Below are 15,042 nucleotides of genomic sequence, written 5' to 3' on the forward strand. Positions count from 1 at the left end.
TCTTATAATTGCTCAAGTAATTCTAATTCTTTTTCTACAAATAGCATTAGTTCTTTAATTGTTTCACCAGAAAAATCAAAACGAATACCGGCTGCATCATACACTTCTTTTATAGATTGCGAGCTTCCTAGTGATAATGCCTTTTTATAATTTTCTAGTGCTTGCTTAGGTTCCTCTTTATATTGTTTATACATTTGTAATGCACCAAGTTGGGCGATCGCATATTCAATATAATAAAATGGTACTTCAAAAATATGGAGTACAGGTAGCCAACTCGTTGCTATCCAGTTTTCGTAGCCATCAATATGTATGACGCTAGACTGATAATGTTTTTGAAGTTGTAAGTATTTTTCATTTCTTTCTTCAGAAGTATGACTTGGATTTTCATACAGCCAGTGTTGAAATTGATCGACAATAAGCATAATAGGTAAATATGAAATAACATCTTTAAAGAAGTTAATTTTTGCTTGTTTTAAATCTTTTTTGTCTGTATAGAAGGTATCCCAATAATTAAGCGAGAATAACTCCATTGTCATACTGGCTAGCTCAGCTGTTTCAGCTGGAATTTCTATATACTGTCGTAATTTTAATGGTTTTATGAGTTCGTTATGAATACTATGACCCATTTCATGTATAAAAGTGACAATATCATCTTGTGTATAATTTAAGTTCATAAAAATATAAGATAATTGTGAAGCTGGTAAGTACTCACAAAAGCCACCAGCTGCTTTTCCTTTGCGGCTTGTTAAATCAAGACAATTGTGTTTATACATTCGGTTTAAAAGTGCTGAAAATTCAACATCTAGTTTATTAAAGATATGAGTGCTCTTTTCAATTAAATCATTTTCATTTGCAATAGGTTTAAGTACTTTTTGATCTGGAGTTACAGCTGATACATCCCACGGGCGAAGCGTATCAACTTGCAGTTTATCTTTTTTCTCTAGCAATATTTTATCTTTAAGAGGCACAACATACTTACGTATGGATTCAGCTAGTTCATAGCAATCTTTCGCTGAATAATCAAAACGCTCGTATTTTTTGAACATATAATCGCGATAATTCTCTAGTTGAATATTTTTTGCTTTTTGATGGCGAATTTCAATTAATTGATTTAATATGTTTTGGAGTTCTTTTTCAACAGATAAAAATTTTTCAGAAATAATGGTTTTTGCCTTTTTACGGGTGTCACGATTCGAATCTTGTAAATAGGATTGTAATTCTGTTATCGTTTTTTCTTCTCCGTCCCAAATTCCACTTAATCCTCCAGTGATTTCAAAGTACTCTGTGATTAATTTGTCTTCCTTTATTTCTAATTCAATATTTTCCTCACAAAATAACTTTTGAGCGTTTTTTATTTTTGTATCTAATAAACCATATACGTTAGAATCTAATTCCATTCGAAAAGGTGACTCTAAATATTTATTATCCAATAAATTTTGGTACCGCTTTAAAAGTGGCTTTACAAATTGTTGATCATGTTCAAAAGTATCCTTTATTTCTTCATCATCCGTATTACATTGAAAGGCGATGTAATGTGATCTTAATTGTTCTTCGATGTCCCAAATTACTTTTGACTGCTCTTTTAACCAATTTTCAAGGTCTAGTTTTGAAGAAATCATTTTATTTAATAAAGTCGAAAGAGTTTTGTCCAATTGTAGTACATTACTAATATCAATCGTATTTACACGTTGCATTATATATCCCTCACTTTTTATTTATTCATAGAGATATTCTATTTATTAATTGTAATTTCCTTGTTAAGTGGGGAAAATGTGAAATAATGTTAAATTTAATAATTAAAGAAGGTATTTATATGTCAAAGTAAAAAGTTTATCGTAAATGAAAATGTTTGGAGGGGTGCTACATGAGAAAGGGAAAGAAGTTACTTGTACTTTTATTTCCATTTGCTTTATTATGTGCCTGTGAGAATGACATTGAAGATGCTAAAAGTGAAGATTCTATAGTGATGGATATTGCCACAGCAGCGGTAAAGGAGGAATCTTTTTTTAGTGCTGCTATAAGAGATGAAAAAGAAAGGATAGTAGATTTAGAGATTGCTGATAGCGAAGATAGTAACGAAATAAAAAATGATATTAATAAAAGATTGGTGATACAAGGTGTAACGTCTTATAAAATCAATATAACTCAAAGAAATAGAGAAGTTGTAAAGGCAGAGAGTAGATGGAATCAAGTTTTTGGACATATATTTGATGATGTATTCAGAAAAAATGGATATGAAGGGTTTGGTATTCAGCAAATAAATTATAAAAAGAATCAACCTGTTACCATTGATATAAAAACTAAGATTAGCGATGATGAAGTAGGGGCGAGAGAACTTGGACAGAAAATAGAAAAAGAAGTTGAAGTTGTACTTAAAACAGAAGCAGTAAAGAAATGGATTGAAAATGATTCATATGCTATTGGGATTTACGATATAGATGATCGGAAAATTAACTAATTGAGGAATGAATGCTATATGAATAGAAAACCGATGGAATCAAATATAGAATTGCTGAAGGAGGTGTAATATGTATAAGTATTTACATATTTTAAATGACATTGAAAATATGATTCAAAATGGAGATATAAAAGAAGGAAAGAAATTACCGTCTATACGGTCACTCGTTACGCAATATGAATGTAATAAGGCAACAGTTATACGTGCGCTTCATGAATTAGAAAAGCGTCACATTATATATTCTGTCCCTCAAAGTGGATACTACGTTGTTAAGAAATCTGGGAGTACCATAGAAAATAACGAGATAATTGATTTCGCTTCTTCAGCACCAGATCCAGATGTTTTCCCATATTTAGATTTTCAGCATTGCATTAATAAGGCTATTGATACTTATAAAAATGATTTGTTCGTATACGGAACACCGAAAGGGTTACCATCTTTAATTCCAGTCATTCAAAAACAGTTGGCAAATTATCAAGTGTTCACGAAAGAAGACAATATTTTTATAACATCAGGTGTGCAGCAGGCGCTTGCTATATTAACTTCTATACCATTTCCGAATGGAAATGAAACTGTATTAATTGAACAGCCAACATATCATCTATATATTGATTATCTAGAAATAAATAAAGTTCCTGTAATCGGTATTAAACGTACGAATGAAGGTATCGATTTGAATGAATTGGAGCAAATATTTCAAACTGGAAAAATAAAATTCTTTTATACGATACCGAGATATCATCATCCGCTTGGAACTTCTTATTCTAAAGATGAGAAAGAAAAAATCGCACTATTGGCTAAGAAATACAATGTATTTATAGTGGAAGATGATTATTTAGCAGATTTAGAAACTGATTCAAAAGCAGATCCGTTATATAGCTTGGATAATTGTAGTCATGTCATATATTTGAAAAGTTATTCGAAGATTATTTTTCCTGGTTTACGGGTTGGAGTTGCAGTCATCCCACCATCCATTGCAAATGCGTTCTATACATACAAAAAGATACTAGATATTGATAGTCCAATGATTTCTCAAGCGGCTTTAGAAATTTATATAAAGAGCGGTATGTTTGAACGTCATAAAAGTAAAATTAATTCTTCCTACTACAATAGATCAATAAAACTAGCAGAAACATTAGAAAAAGTGCAAAATGAAAATCCATCATTATTTACATATAATAGACAAAACACATTTGGAATACACACTTGTTTAGAAATGCAGAAAAACACAGTTACAGAAACACTTATACAAAAATTAGGTGACATTCAAATAAGTGTCGATACTATTGATAAGAATTATATGAGGAATTTTCCTAAAGAAAAACTGTTAAAGTTAAATGTTTCGAATGTAAAAGAAGATAAGATTGAAGAAGGTATTCGTAAAGTAATTGAGGAAATCAAGCAATTAAGACAGTTTAATTTTCAGTTTAGAAAAGAATAATTTGAATTAGGAGGTTCGTTGTGAGGCGCAAAATCATTCTCTTGTTTGTATGTAGCGCTATAGTGGCAGGTGCAATTGTTGTGATTACATATTATAAAAAAGAGGATCAATGCATAGCAGTTGCTAAGTATTCAAGAGGTATTATCGTAGATCAAAATAACGAACCTATATTTAATGTGAAAATATATGAAGATTCAATTGAAAGTAAGGAACGCAGTATTTCAAATGCACAAGGTGAATTTGAAATACTAGATGGGGTTTATGGTGAGATTGTTTTACAATTAGTTACTCCTGATAGAGAAATCTATACGAGAAAATATGATAGGAAGTATATACCAGAAGTAATAAAGCTGAATTATAAAAATAAAAGTGAATAAGATGAAACCATTACAGAGAAAAGTAGCAGTTGTGGCCGGAGCAATTATATATGTAATTGGATAATTATATATTTTTTAAGAGCACTCTTAGCAAAGAGTGCTCTTTTTCATCAATGTAAATATTTACTTATCATCTTTTTAAAGTGATTTTTATCATAATTTACATATTGCATAGCTGTATTTCGTATTGGATCTCCAGCATAAAATCTTTCATACAATTCGTGTCTAGATCCTAAGGGGCTTCCGATGGTATCCCAGGCTAACTTAAATAATTTTGTGCGTTGTTCGGCATCTATATTAGTTCCTTTAAAGTACTTTTTCAATAAATCAGCTATAGGACTCTGGAAGTCATTTGAGCTCGAAGGAAGTTGAATGAACCCACCTGCTCCAATTAATTGTAAAATTTCTATTGCACGGGGATAATATTTGGAACCAAGATTCCTTGCAGTTTCGATATATTTAAAATTCGGCAAATAAGTTTTCGTTTTATTTGTAGTACCTTCAACTTCAGCAGCAATTAAAAGTGCGCGAATTGTTTCGATTTGCATAATTAATTCCCCAAGCTTCTCTTGAACATGCAAATAAGTAGTAGCACCGATCGCTTCAGCAATTTCACAAGCAATTGCAGTTATAAATTCTAGTTTTACTACTAATCGTACAATTGCTTGATGATAAGCTAAACTACTAGAAGCTATATCTGACTTTAATTTCCATAATGCTTCAGGGTTGTTATACAGTAAGACACGTTCCCATGGTACAAATACATTATCAAAGATTAATAGTGCATCCATTTCATCGTACTGTGAGCTAAGAGGGGAATCAACTGTACTTGAGTTTGCATTCGCAAATGGTTCTCTACAAACCATATGTAATCCAGGGGAATTGGCTGCCACAATGAGAAAGTGAGCTAAATCTTTTTGAGTATCAGTCAGTTTTGCTAATGGATAGATTAATAAATCATTTGAATAAGGAGAAGCAGTACCTACCATTTTTGCACCATTTAAATAAATTCCATCAGAAGTTTCCTTCGTAACTCTTAGTAACCCTAAATTTTTTGCATTCAATATTGATTCTGTAGAACGATTTATTTGTGGGTCACGTTGAACTACACTTAAGAACAAGTGATTATCTCTCGCTTTTTCATAATAAGATGTAATTTTATCTGGAAACTGTGCATCGAATTTTTTATAAAAATATCTTGATACGTACCAGCCAGTAAGTCTCGATCTTGCATAATCAGATAATCTACTCATTACACCGTCTGTAGCATAACTCCACGTTTCAAATGCAGTTCTTCTCATTAATAATTTATTATAGGAATTCGGAACTAAAAATGCAGTATGAACAAATTCTTTCGTTTTTGGGCTCACATATCCAATAGAATCTCTTCGTATGGGGTCATCAAACAATGTAAATAAATTAGAAATGGTACTTAATGTACCTGCAAAATGTTTGTCTGTAGTTACATCTACTTTTTGTCCATAGAGCCAAACGTTACGACCATCTTGTAAGCTCTTTATATAGTAATCCTTCAAATTTTGCATATTTCCTCCTTTTAAAGGCTACTCATATATTTGTACATCTTTTAATGGTGGGGAATATACGTGAAATGTTATTGCTGTTGAATCTGTAGCGTTATACATTTTATGCACAGTATCTTTTTTTACTGTGAAAATATTTCCCTCTGTAAACTCTTCAATCCGCTCGCTATTATTTTCGTACGTTATATTTTGTAGCGTACCATTGACTATTAGTATACATCCTACAGATATTCCGTGATCGTGCACAAAAGTCTTTGCTTTGCTGGGGAATTTTAATACTAAAATCTCTACAAATTCAGACTGATAGATAACGTTCCTTCCGTATTCAAGATTAACTGGTGAAGTAATAAAAGGAGATATTTTATGAAGTGAAATATTTAATGATTGAATAGCGTGTATTAAATTGACCGTATCGTAGTTACATAGGTTATTAAACGTTTTTTGTATGTTATGAATCAATTGCATGTAAAACTTCCTCCTAAGCATGTACAGTAAAAGAAAACCTAATCTAATATTATATAGTGAGTATTGAATTACATAATATTGTATTGAAACATTTCCGAAAAGTGACTTCTTTTACTTAGGAAGTTTATTCAATTTGAAAATTGTGGTAATTCGTTCCGTTAAAATGATATGCTTGAACTATATATTTTTTATCCCGTTAAATCCCGACTGGTGAGGGCTGATAATCAGTGAAGGATGAACAAAACCCCCACTGATTAAAGTTTCACTTTATTGGAAAGGTGATGAAATAAATGGCAGTTCTTTTAGTGGAAAATCTATATCAAATGTCTATTGTTTTACTGATTTTATGTTCATTTTGTTTTTATAGATATTTAAAGAAAATAAAAAGGGAAAGAAAGCTTACAGGTTTTGAAATTACGATGTATATCGTGACACAACTTGCGTATTTCATTTGGGCGGCAACAACTTTTCTTAAAATGTTATCAGAATAGTAATTTTAAAGTATTAGACGCTGAACAGAAATGTACAGGAGCATTAAAGGTATAAACTTGGGCAAGGGTAATTTATCATCTATTAGGTAAATAAATTTAGTCGAAATCTAGATGAACAATATTACTTATAACATCTTTATAAAAAGAGAGGATATAAATGGAACAATATAAGTTAATTGTAAAAGGGCCTAAACAACTTGAGTGGGAAACAAATGAAATTAAGGACATACAGGACGATGAAATTATCGTTAAAACAATCGCAGGAGCGATAAGCATTGGGGCCGAGTTACCACAGTATAATGGATCCGATGTTACAGATACGAATCCTTTTTATCCAAGAAAAACTGGATATGAAAGTTATGGTGAAGTGATTCAAGTTGGTAATAAAGTAACACATGTAAACGTAGGCGATAAAGTAGTTTCTTTTTATGGACATGAAACGATAGGGATAGTTAAGGGTTATAAAGTAATTCGAGTGCCTAGTTCTATACAACCTAAAGTTGCTTTATTATCTATTCTTTCGTGTGATGCCGCTAAAGGAGTATTGAAACTAAACCTGCGACAGGATGAAAAAGTACTTATAACTGGAATGGGAGTTATTGGTTTACTCGCTTGTTATTTCTTAAAATACTATGTAGGCGTTGAGCACGTGGATGTTGTTGAGCCTAATAAAAATAGAAAAGATTTTGCAAAGAAGTTTGGTGCGAAAAACATATATGATTCAGAAGAGAAAATAATAGAAACATATAATTATGGTTTTGAATGTTCTGCTACAAATAGTGGGTTCCATACTTTGCAAAAAGCTCTTAAAACTAATGGTGAAATATGTATACTGTCTGATGGTAATATAGAAGAACTAACATTAATTGCTAACTTTTATCAGAAAGAATTGCAAATCATTGGATCAAGTGACGGATACGATTATCAAAAGCATGCAGATTGGTTTTTTAAAGAAATAGGAAAAACACCATTTATAGAAGAGATCTTTCAACATGAAATACATTATACTTCACTCATAGAATGCTTTGATGAATTGAGTTTAGGGATAATTAAACCATTAAAAGTATATGTTTCATATGAATAACGAAAAAAATAAGCAAATATTTGTCACATACCTTACAAATGTTTCGTCACATTTATGATTACTAAATGAGGAGGAACATATATGAAAATATTTGTAGCAGGTGCAACTGGTGTAATAGGACGTTCTTTATTGCCAATGTTAATAAAAAATGGGCATACAGTTTTTGCGATGATCCGTAATACTTCGCAAGTAGAAGCAATGAAAAAGATTGGTGCCATACCAGTAATAGCTGATGTATTTAATAGAAAGGCTGTATTTTCTGTATTAGAAGAAACAAATCCCGATGTAGTTATTCATCAATTAACGTCATTGTCTTCATGGAATTTTGAGGATAATGCAAAAATTAGAACAAAAGGCACTCGTAACCTTGTCGATGCCGCTAAAAATGTAGGGGTACAGAAAATAATCGCTCAAAGTATTTCATGGGCGTATGAATCAGGGGATACATTTGCGACTGAAAAAGACTCACTACATATTACTGCTTCTATGCCTCGGCAAGTCACTGTTAATGGCATATTGAAATTAGAAAAAGCTGTTACTGAGTTACCTGAATCGGTTATACTTCGTTACGGCACATTATACGGACCAGGAACATGGTATGCGGAAAACGGATTAATAGCAAATCAAGTTCGTAATAATGAAATTATCGCATCAGACGGGATAAGCTCGTTTATACATGTTGAAGATGCTGCAAGAGCTACTATGCTAGCCCTTAATTGGCCTTCAGGAATCGTAAATATTGTAGATAATTATCCAGCAACTAGTAAAGAATGGTTACCAATATATGCAGCAGCGATAGGGGCACCTCAGCCTAAAGTTCAAGATGGGAAAAATAGTTGGGAAAGAGGAGCTTCCAATAATAAGGCACGTAAAGAGTATGGATGGACACCTTTATTTCCATCATGGTCTGAAGGATTTAACAACTTAATAGGTAAGTAAAACACACCTTTGATGGGAATGATAGTAAAATACACCATTAAAGGATTGGGTAGTTATGAATATAATTTTGGAAAGTATTATATTAACTTTTACTGGAATAATTGTTTTGAAAATGACAGGTAGTACATCTGTGAGCCAAATGACAAGAGCTGAAATCATTATAGTTGTATCAATTGGCCGTATTATTGTAGAACCTGTATTAAGTAGAAAAGTAGTCCCATCTATATTTGCGGCTATCATATTTGCAAGCATATTACTTATCATTCATTTCTTTGAATTGAAATCAAGGAAGGTGGAACAATTTTTAAATGGAAGTAGCATTATAATTGTTGAAAACGGAGAGATTGTAAAAGAGAATTTGATGCAGGCAAAAATGTCGGAACAACAACTTTATATGGAATTAAGAGAAAAAGGGATTCATGACGTAAAGAGTTTACAGCAAGTTACAGCGGAACCGAATGGTCGTATTGGTTATCAATTAATAAAAGAAGCACAACCAATAACTTTAGAAATGTTAGAAAAAGTATTAGATCGGTACAATATAAAAAGATAATTTCTCGTGAGAAAAAGCCAATACTATAACGGAAGTATTGGCTTTTTTATTTTTCTACAAACGTAAGGATTAATAAAATAGGGTGGATTTTAAACCAATCATTATAATAGATATAGGCTTATAATTGTGCTATATTCAATGGACTTATAGTGAATGTGGTAAAAAACTAATTTGGCATAGGTAGACGCAGCGTTAAAATTTATAAGTTTTTAATGTGATACTAAAAATGGATTGAAAATAAGGAGATAGATACATAATGGAATTTTGGGAATCAAGTTTTATCGAAAAACAAACGATGTGGGGATTTGAACCTACAGAATCTGCAATTTTGACAAAAGATTTTTTTCTTGAAAAGAACGTTAAGAATATATTAGTTCCGGGTATTGGATATGGAAGAAATGCAAAGGTTTTTATCGATAATGGTATAAATATAACAGGTATTGAAATTTCGAAAACAGCGATCGATTTAGCAAGAGAAAACGGACTAGAAGATGTTAGTATGTATCACGGTTCAGTAAACGAAATGCCTTTTGATAATAAACTGTATGATGGGATATTTAGTCATGCACTTCTTCATTTGTTGAATGAACAGGAAAGAGAGAAATTTATTGAAGATTGTTATAATCAGTTAAAACCAGGCGGATATATGGTTTTTACAACTGTTTCTAAAAAAGCTCCCATGTACGGAAAAGGAAAACAGTTGGATAAAGATTATTATGAGATAATGGAAGGTGTAAAAATGTTCTTTTATGATTCTGAATCTATAAAAAAAGATTTTAATCAATATAGATTAGTAAAAGTTTCGGAAATTGATGAACCAAATAAGAACATGGCAAATAAACCTTCAATCAATTTCTTAATGATAAAATGTAAGAAAGAACGATAACTAAAAGTTATTAAGAATGATTAAAGATGTTTATATATTGATTATGCACAAATAAAAAGGACAAGCATATAATATAAATACCTTTTAACTTTAAGTAACCTTAACTTTCGTTAATAGGGTATCTCAAAATCCCCAAAAGAGCACTTGCGGAAACAAGTGCTCTTTTATTTGGAATTTTAAACCATAAATATTGAATAAAATGTTAAACTGAAAAGAGCACTTGTTTTAATTAAGAGTGTAGTATATGAATGGAGTGTTATTGAATGCAAACAAGAAAAGCCTATCTATATGTATTTGACACGATGTCTGATTGGGAATACGGACATTTAATTGCTGAACTTAATACAGGGAGATATTTCAAAAAAGATGTAGCGCCTTTTAAAGTAGTTACAGTTGGAATAAATAGAGAAACGATTATTTCAATGGGGGGCTTGAATATAAAGCCGGATATTTCCCTAGATGAATGTATCCTTGAGAGTAACGATTTATTAATTTTACCTGGAGGGAATACTTGGAGTGAAGAAATACATAAACCTATTTTGAAAACAGTTGATGAAGCTTTAAAACTTGGTACAATTGTAGCAGCAATTTGCGGTGCAACTATAGGTCTTGCAAATTACGGTTACTTGGATTCTATAAATCACACAAGTAATAGTTTAGAGTATATGAAAATGGTTTGTCCTACTTATAAAGGAGAAAATTTTTATGAAGTGGGACCTGTAGCGTCTAGTAGAAACCTTATTACTGCATCGGGTGTAGCGCCTCTAGAATTTGCCATGGAAGTACTGAAAAAATTAGATGTATTTGCGCCGGATACACTTCATTCATGGTATAAATTGAATGAGACTCATGAAGCAGAATATTTCTTCCAGTTAATGAATTCAATTAATAGCTGAGTAGTATGTCGAAAGAAAATTATATTTTAAATGATGCGAAAACTAATAACAAAATAATTTTATGAAAATAAAAGGCAAGGGTATTCCTATGAATATATGAGGAAATATCCTTACTTTTTATAGTATTATTTCCGAATGACAAATGTAATGGCATTTGTTTTTAATCGAATGTGTCTTTCATTACGAACTATATTATAAGCTAATTCTTTTATTTCAACTTTTAGTTCTTTCCATTCTTTATAAATGCTTTTTAAAGTACTTATCATTTCTTCGGTTAAAAGATTAATTTCAATCGTCATTCTTGTTCTGGCTGTTGTAACATATAAATCAGTTAAGTTAGGTCCACCAAATGTACATGATGTTACATATAACGCAGGAATTGGAATACTTAATATTTGTTCTCCAGTAGAGGGATTCCATCTAGTTATTTTTGAACCTCCCCAATGTGCAATCCATAAACAACCTTCTTCGTCAATTGTCATACCATCAGGTAGACCATCATTTTCAGAGAAAATGATTACATCACTTGGATTATGAATGTCTCCAGTACGTATATTATATTGATAGCGAACCACTTTTTTAGTAGGTGTATCTATAAAGTAAAGGTATGTATGATCAGGTGACCAAGCGATTCCGTTTGAAGTATTTACATGTGAAACTTTTTTCTCTACACTCAAATTATTATGTAAACAATATAAGGAACCTGCAGCATTCATACCGTATGTATCTGTAGTACCTGCCCAGAAACGACCAGCGGGATCACATTTTTCATCATTAAAACGATTTTCTATTAAATGAGGTTCGGGGTCAAACATATGTGTCAGTTTTTCTGTATTTACATTAATAGAATAAAAGCCGTTTTCCATAGCTAAGAGTAATATGTCCTCTAAATATGGAACAACACAGCCAATTTGTTGATTGAGAGCGATTACTCGGTTCGTATTGGTAGTAGGATTATATATGCATAATTTTTTCTCCATAATATCAACCCAATATAAAAGTTGCTTTTTTTCATTCCAACATGGTCCTTCAGCTAAACTTGCTTTAACATTTAAAGCTAAGTCTATATTACTGAACAAGATGTTCACCTCGCGTTATAAGATATTAATATAATTCGATAAGAATAGAGGTAAACCTTTTAGTCAGAGGATATTATGATTTGTGCTCTAGAAAACTAATCTTCTCAAGTGATTAAAAGGTTTATAAACACGGAGGGGAAAATGCATATGATGTTTTATGAGATTGTTTGCTTTTCTTGTAAGAATATATTTCGTGTTTACGAAGGTAGTGAAAAATATAAGCGATTTAAAGAGAAACCAAAAGGGGCATATTGTTGTGATGAGTGTAGCCACAAAATTCAATTAGAAGCGATAAAGAATTTTTTTAGATAATTTTACGATTTCGATTCGGAAAAGTTTGACAATAAAAGTGTTATAAATTATCATATTAAAAAACTAATATTTAAGGCATAGAAGAGAAGAGTAGTTAAGAAAGAATACGTACAGAGAGCTCTGGTAGCTGAGAAAGAGCGGTATACATCTTAATGAAAAAAGACTTGGAGCTGCGCAAGGAACTAATTTATTTAGGGATGGTGCGACGGGTTCTCCCGTTATAGAGATAGGGTATAAGCATATTTTGCCGTACCTGAAGAGGTTAATATGGTGACATATTAACAAACTGAGGTGGTACCGCGAAGCTAACAACTCTCGTCCTCAAGATGAATAATCTTGGGGGTGGGAGTTTTTTTGTTGCATAAAACTGGAAATGAGAAACAAAAAATAATTGAGGTGAGTAATATATGCATTGGGCGTATGAAGTAGCACATGAATTAATTAGGAAACATCCAAATAAAGAAATGTTTGTTTGTGCATCTGGAATTAGTCCGTCAGGTTCTGTTCATATTGGGAACTTTCGTGAAATCGTAACGACTTATTTCGTAGTAAGAGCACTTCAAGATTTAGGGAAAAAGACTCGTTTTATATTTTCGTGGGATGATTATGATAGGTTTAGAAAAGTTCCAAAAAATATTGATCCATCTTTTGCAAAGTATATTGGTATGCCATACTGTGATATTCCAGATCCGTATGGATGTCATAACTCGTATGCGGAGCATTTTGAAAAAGAGTTTGAAAAATCGCTTCAAGCATTTGGAATTGAAGTAGAATTTATTTATCAACATGATGAATATAGAAGCGGAAGATATAACGAAAATATATTAGAGGCCTTGTATAAACGAAAAGAAATATATGATATTTTAATGGGTTTTAAAACTGGAGAGTGTAGTGAAGAAGAGCGAGAGAGCTTTTATCCAGCTACATTATATTGTGAGAGGTGCGGAAAAGATACAACAACTATTACACATTTTAATGAAGTATTAAAAACAGTGCGGTATGAATGTGAATGCGGAAATGAAAAAGAGTTATCCGTATTAAATACAAATAAAATGAAACTAAACTGGAAAATCGATTGGCCGATGAGATGGATGATAGAGGATGTTATTTTTGAACCGGGCGGTAGAGATCATTCATCAGAAACGGGTAGTTATAATGTATCAAAAGAAATTGCAAGGAAAATATTCAATCGAGAAGCGCCTCATTACGTTTCTTACGATTTTATTGGTATTAAAGGGAATCATGAAAAAATGTCTAGTTCTTCAGGGAATAGTATTACACCAAGCGATTTATTGAAAGTGTATATACCAGAAGTAATTCTCTTTATGTTTGCAAAATACAAACCAGGCGCTGCTTTTCATATTGGGTTGGATGAAGATGTGATTCGTAATTATACAGAGTATGAGCGATTGAAAGATAGTTATGAAAATAAAACGCTCAAAAATGAAGATTTATTTGATGCAATTAAAATCTCTAGAGTTGATAGTGAGTTTAAAGAATATCCGAAATTTAATCAAGTAGCAGGAACGTTACCATTATTAAATTTTGATTCAACTATTTTACAGGGGATATTAAAGAAAATAGATAGGAGCTATGCATTAGATGAAATGAGAGCGATAAGTAATCGCGCAGAGTATTGGATAAGAAACTTTCAATCTGAAAAATTAATCGCGGTAAATGAGGAGAAAAATGCAGAGTTTTACTACACATTAGATGAAAGGCAGAAAGAATGGCTAGTAGAAGTTTGTAAAATACTTCGTTCTAATAAAGATTACTCTAACTTAATGGAGCAATTATATGCGATTTGTCATCATGAAAATAAAAAAATAATGAAAGAAAATCAAAAACAATTATTCACTATTATATATAAGCTCATTATGAATCAATCAAATGGTCCTCGTATACCATTATTAATACATGTAGTAGGCATAGAAAAATTCATCACACTATTAGATTTCTAAAACACAGTTAAAAGCAACGCAAGTACCAAAATTTCTAAGTACTTGCGTTGCAAATTTTACTATCGTGAATACATTTTCGGACATTCATCACCACTTGGTTCATAAAAACAATGGCTTTTAAACTGTCCTACAAATGGCTGATTATACCATTCAGGTGGACAAGCTCCAACTGGACGGAAATACCAAAGAGCCCATCGTGCAGGCCAGCGCCATTGACCTTGTAAAACTTTTCGTGCGATTTCTTTTTCTGATTCACGAGCGCGTTGATAAAAATATCCATATTGTACTGCTTCAAATCCGCCGGGGCTTTGATATACAGCGTCTCGCACGGTACGGAGTTGTTTAAAATCTAAGCAATCACAAAATACACGGTTTACTACAACGCATCCAACTAACTCCTCACCTTGGCGACCTTCGCCTTCAGCTTCAGCGCGAATTAATCGAGCTAGTAAATCAACATCACTTTCGTTGTATGGAATAAGGGGCATAGTGATACCACCTTTCTGTTATAGTAAAGAGTGTATGTTATAAAACAATCTGCGTGCTTTTTTACATAAAA

General features: G+C 31.9%; 15 protein-coding genes, 1 pseudogene and 1 other annotated feature. Of the genes and pseudogenes, 11 read left to right on the plus strand and 5 right to left on the minus strand.

Going from position 1 to position 15,042, the window contains the following annotated elements:
- Nucleotides 1–2 precede the first annotated feature (2 nt).
- Entirely contained in the window at nt 3–1,694 is a 1,692-nt protein-coding gene (locus BUA87_RS04180) for a M3 family oligoendopeptidase (RefSeq protein ID WP_001190012.1), read from the minus strand.
- Nucleotides 1,695–1,864: 170 nt separating this feature from the next.
- Here BUA87_RS04180 and BUA87_RS04185 point away from each other — a divergent pair, with 170 nt between their 5' ends.
- From BUA87_RS04185 to BUA87_RS04195, 3 genes are all read left to right on the plus strand, one after another.
- Entirely contained in the window at nt 1,865–2,458 is a 594-nt protein-coding gene (locus tag BUA87_RS04185) for a DUF4030 domain-containing protein (RefSeq protein ID WP_001225391.1), read from the plus strand.
- Nucleotides 2,459–2,528: 70 nt separating this feature from the next.
- Nucleotides 2,529–3,899 carry an aminotransferase-like domain-containing protein gene (locus BUA87_RS04190; RefSeq protein WP_000280111.1) on the plus strand — a complete coding sequence of 457 codons (1,371 nt, stop codon included), beginning with the start codon at nt 2,529–2,531 and terminating at the stop codon, nt 3,897–3,899.
- A 20-nt stretch (nt 3,900–3,919) separates the two neighbouring features.
- Complete coding sequence (locus tag BUA87_RS04195; RefSeq protein WP_001253117.1) at nt 3,920–4,276, plus strand: hypothetical protein; 357 nt, start codon at nt 3,920–3,922, stop codon at nt 4,274–4,276.
- Between the two features lie 110 nt (nt 4,277–4,386).
- Here the strand turns inward: BUA87_RS04195 and BUA87_RS04200 are convergent, their stop codons facing one another.
- Together BUA87_RS04200 and BUA87_RS04205 are read right to left on the minus strand one after the other, a co-directional pair.
- Nucleotides 4,387–5,820 (minus strand): 4-hydroxyphenylacetate 3-hydroxylase family protein, encoded by a 1,434-nt coding sequence (locus tag BUA87_RS04200; protein WP_001180378.1) that lies wholly within the window; start codon nt 5,818–5,820, stop codon nt 4,387–4,389.
- Between the two features lie 18 nt (nt 5,821–5,838).
- Nucleotides 5,839–6,282 carry a cysteine dioxygenase gene (locus BUA87_RS04205; protein ID WP_001176002.1) on the minus strand — a complete coding sequence of 148 codons (444 nt, stop codon included), beginning with the start codon at nt 6,280–6,282 and terminating at the stop codon, nt 5,839–5,841.
- 290 nt (nt 6,283–6,572) lie between these two features.
- On the opposite strand from BUA87_RS04205, the gene BUA87_RS04210 reads away from it, so the two are divergent.
- The 6 genes from BUA87_RS04210 (at nt 6,573) to BUA87_RS04235 (ending at nt 11,131) form a co-directional block, all read left to right on the plus strand.
- Nucleotides 6,573–6,773, plus strand: coding sequence for a hypothetical protein (locus BUA87_RS04210; RefSeq protein ID WP_000279697.1), 201 nt, complete (start codon nt 6,573–6,575; stop codon nt 6,771–6,773).
- Between the two features lie 157 nt (nt 6,774–6,930).
- The gene (locus BUA87_RS04215; RefSeq protein ID WP_000438845.1) at nt 6,931–7,857 is read left to right on the plus strand and encodes a zinc-dependent alcohol dehydrogenase; all 927 of its coding nucleotides are present in this window, start codon (nt 6,931–6,933) and stop codon (nt 7,855–7,857) included.
- Between the two features lie 81 nt (nt 7,858–7,938).
- Nucleotides 7,939–8,796 carry an NAD-dependent epimerase/dehydratase family protein gene (locus BUA87_RS04220; RefSeq protein ID WP_072938510.1) on the plus strand — a complete coding sequence of 286 codons (858 nt, stop codon included), beginning with the start codon at nt 7,939–7,941 and terminating at the stop codon, nt 8,794–8,796.
- A 55-nt stretch (nt 8,797–8,851) separates the two neighbouring features.
- Nucleotides 8,852–9,349, plus strand: coding sequence for a DUF421 domain-containing protein (locus tag BUA87_RS04225; RefSeq protein ID WP_001021414.1), 498 nt, complete (start codon nt 8,852–8,854; stop codon nt 9,347–9,349).
- 256 nt (nt 9,350–9,605) lie between these two features.
- On the plus strand, nt 9,606–10,235 hold the full coding sequence (locus BUA87_RS04230; RefSeq protein ID WP_061660662.1) for a class I SAM-dependent methyltransferase: 630 nt from the start codon (nt 9,606–9,608) through the stop codon (nt 10,233–10,235).
- A 263-nt stretch (nt 10,236–10,498) separates the two neighbouring features.
- A complete protein-coding gene (locus tag BUA87_RS04235) occupies nt 10,499–11,131 on the plus strand; it encodes a type 1 glutamine amidotransferase family protein (protein WP_001194780.1) in 633 nt (210 codons plus the stop codon).
- Between the two features lie 293 nt (nt 11,132–11,424).
- Here the strand turns inward: BUA87_RS04235 and BUA87_RS04240 are convergent.
- A pseudogene (locus BUA87_RS04240) lies at nt 11,425–12,210 on the minus strand (SMP-30/gluconolactonase/LRE family protein); the annotation flags it as partial.
- Nucleotides 12,211–12,351: 141 nt separating this feature from the next.
- On the opposite strand from BUA87_RS04240, the gene BUA87_RS04245 reads away from it, so the two are divergent.
- Nucleotides 12,352–12,522 (plus strand): DUF2197 domain-containing protein, encoded by a 171-nt coding sequence (locus BUA87_RS04245; RefSeq protein WP_000551042.1) that lies wholly within the window; start codon nt 12,352–12,354, stop codon nt 12,520–12,522.
- Nucleotides 12,523–12,591: 69 nt separating this feature from the next.
- Nucleotides 12,592–12,848, plus strand: a binding site (T-box leader).
- Between the two features lie 81 nt (nt 12,849–12,929).
- Nucleotides 12,930–14,483, plus strand: coding sequence for a lysine--tRNA ligase (gene lysS, locus BUA87_RS04250; RefSeq protein WP_000558590.1), 1,554 nt, complete (start codon nt 12,930–12,932; stop codon nt 14,481–14,483).
- Nucleotides 14,484–14,542: 59 nt separating this feature from the next.
- Here lysS and BUA87_RS04255 read toward each other — a convergent pair whose 3' ends face one another.
- Nucleotides 14,543–14,971 (minus strand): cell wall hydrolase, encoded by a 429-nt coding sequence (locus BUA87_RS04255; protein ID WP_001128402.1) that lies wholly within the window; start codon nt 14,969–14,971, stop codon nt 14,543–14,545.
- Nucleotides 14,972–15,042 lie beyond the last annotated feature (71 nt).

This window comes from Bacillus sp. bc15 (assembly GCF_900142585.1).
In the GTDB taxonomy this organism is placed as follows: domain Bacteria; phylum Bacillota; class Bacilli; order Bacillales; family Bacillaceae_G; genus Bacillus_A; species Bacillus_A cereus.

Coding starts and splice junctions, on each gene's coding strand:
- BUA87_RS04235 (WP_001194780.1), top strand. CDS start 10,499: ATGCAAACAAGAAAAGCCTATCTATATGTATTTGACACGATGTCTGAT.
- BUA87_RS04245 (WP_000551042.1), top strand. CDS start 12,352: ATGCATATGATGTTTTATGAGATTGTTTGCTTTTCTTGTAAGAATATA.
- BUA87_RS04205 (WP_001176002.1), bottom strand. CDS start 6,282: ATGCAATTGATTCATAACATACAAAAAACGTTTAATAACCTATGTAAC.
- BUA87_RS04220 (WP_072938510.1), top strand. CDS start 7,939: ATGAAAATATTTGTAGCAGGTGCAACTGGTGTAATAGGACGTTCTTTA.
- BUA87_RS04185 (WP_001225391.1), top strand. CDS start 1,865: ATGAGAAAGGGAAAGAAGTTACTTGTACTTTTATTTCCATTTGCTTTA.
- BUA87_RS04215 (WP_000438845.1), top strand. CDS start 6,931: ATGGAACAATATAAGTTAATTGTAAAAGGGCCTAAACAACTTGAGTGG.
- BUA87_RS04230 (WP_061660662.1), top strand. CDS start 9,606: ATGGAATTTTGGGAATCAAGTTTTATCGAAAAACAAACGATGTGGGGA.
- lysS (WP_000558590.1), top strand. CDS start 12,930: ATGCATTGGGCGTATGAAGTAGCACATGAATTAATTAGGAAACATCCA.
- BUA87_RS04210 (WP_000279697.1), top strand. CDS start 6,573: ATGGCAGTTCTTTTAGTGGAAAATCTATATCAAATGTCTATTGTTTTA.
- BUA87_RS04255 (WP_001128402.1), bottom strand. CDS start 14,971: ATGCCCCTTATTCCATACAACGAAAGTGATGTTGATTTACTAGCTCGA.
- BUA87_RS04200 (WP_001180378.1), bottom strand. CDS start 5,820: ATGCAAAATTTGAAGGATTACTATATAAAGAGCTTACAAGATGGTCGT.
- BUA87_RS04180 (WP_001190012.1), bottom strand. CDS start 1,694: ATGCAACGTGTAAATACGATTGATATTAGTAATGTACTACAATTGGAC.
- BUA87_RS04190 (WP_000280111.1), top strand. CDS start 2,529: ATGTATAAGTATTTACATATTTTAAATGACATTGAAAATATGATTCAA.
- BUA87_RS04225 (WP_001021414.1), top strand. CDS start 8,852: ATGAATATAATTTTGGAAAGTATTATATTAACTTTTACTGGAATAATT.